At 73.0% G+C, this 1675-nt stretch carries 2 protein-coding genes; both read left to right on the forward strand.

Annotation, left to right across the window (positions count from 1 at the left end; translation table 11 throughout):
- The first annotated feature begins 36 nt into the window (after nucleotides 1-36).
- Nucleotides 37-1206, forward strand: a complete 1170-nt coding sequence (locus D7V97_RS42855; protein WP_120616251.1) for an HIT family protein — start codon at nucleotides 37-39, stop codon at nucleotides 1204-1206.
- A gap of 32 nt (nucleotides 1207-1238) precedes the next feature.
- Nucleotides 1239-1675, forward strand: a 437-nt coding sequence (locus tag D7V97_RS42860) for an MFS transporter (protein WP_147445253.1), incomplete at its 3' end; no start/stop codon positions are given.

Genomic DNA, 1675 nt, shown 5'->3' on the forward strand with positions numbered 1-1675 from the left:
GCATCCCACCGCGCACCCCCTCCCAGGAGCCTGGCCGTGAGTGATTGTCCCTTCTGTCGCATCGCCGGCCACGAGCGGCTGTTGTTCACCACGCCCGGGGCGCGCGTGCTGTGCGACGCGCGGCCGGCGCTGGTCGGCCACGTCCTGGTGGTGTCCGAAGCCCACGTCCCTTCCGCGGAGGACCTCGACGGACTGGACTACCTGCGCTTCCGCCTGGCCCAGCAGGAGGTCGCCGCGCGCCTTCACGCGGTGTTCGGCGAGGTGGGCGTGTACGAGCACGGGCGCTCCGCCATCTGCCGCTTCCACTGCGCGGACCGGGGTGACACCCACGCCCATGCCCACGTGGTGCCCATCTCATGCGACCTGGTGGAGCGCACCGGCTTCATCACCCGGCTGGAGCGGCGTCCTCCCGCGGAGCAGCTCGTGGAGACGGACCGCTACGTGTACCAGGAGGCAGGGGCCACGCCCGCGTCCACCTGGGGCTTTGGCGGCGGCAACGTGCGGCGGCACTTCGTGCGCTCGGAGCTGCACCGGGTGCTCGAGGAGCGCGGCGCGCGCTGGGTGCCCCTGGATGCGCCGCCCTCGGAGCACCGCGAGACCAACGAGGAGTCGGTCCGGCTGCTGGGCGCCCCCGCCGCCCCGGAGCGTCACTGCGTCCTCTCCGGCCACCCGCCCGCGTTCACCGAGCAGGCCGCGCACGAGCTGGCGACGCGGCTGGGTTGGACCCTGCTCCGGCCAGAGGTGCTGCTGCGGCGGGTGGTCCGTCAGGGAGCACTGACGCCCGGGCAATCCCTGGCGGCCGTCGCCGCGGCGCTGGCCCGCGCCGTGGAGCTGGGCGCGGTGAAGCCGGGACTCGACGATGCCGACCTGGAGCCTTCCACGCCCGCGCTGCGAGCGCGCGAGGAGCAGCTGTCGCGTGACCCGGCCGTGTGGGAAGAGCTCGGCGGGCTGCTCCAGGTCGTGCTCCGCGCGCGTCCCTCCGTCTTCGCGGACACCCGGCCGGAAGGCGCGGGCCGGGTGCCGGGAGACGGGCTGGTGGTGAGGCTGGCGGACGGCGCGGCGCGCCCGGTGGGGACGGCGTGGCGTGAGCGGCACGTCGACACCACGGGCCTGACACCCGCGCAGGTCGCCGGGTATGTCGCCCAGGCGTGGGCGCTGCGGCTCGCGGCGGTGACGCCCGAGAAGGCCTTCAGCGCGGCCGGGTGACTCCCTCCAACCGACTCTCTTCAGGAGCCTTCGTGTCCTCATCCAGCCCGGCGCACCTCGCGCCCAATGTGCCCCGCTTCTACGCGTACTCGCTGCTGTCCACGCTCAGCTTCTGGTTCCCGGTCGCCATCCTGTACTACCAGGCGCGAGGGCTGAACTACGGCGAGATCATGCTGCTCGTCGTGGTGCAGTCCGTCTTCCAGTTCGCGCTGGAGGTCCCCAGCGGCGTCGTGGCGGACACGTGGGGCCGCAAGCACGCGCTCGTCATCGCCGCCGTGTGCAAGGTCGTCTTCCTCGCCCTGTTCCTGGTGGGCAACGGCCTGGGCGTCTTCGTGCTCGCGTCGGCGGTGCTCGGCATCCACCTGGCCTTCGAGTCGGGCTCCGACTCCGCCTTCCTGTACGACACGCTCAAGTCGATGGGCCGCGAGGCCGAGTACCGGGAGCACGAGGGGCGGGCGTGGTCCTACCG

It is taken from the genome of Corallococcus sp. CA053C, assembly GCF_003611675.1.
Classification (GTDB): Bacteria; Myxococcota; Myxococcia; order Myxococcales; family Myxococcaceae; genus Corallococcus.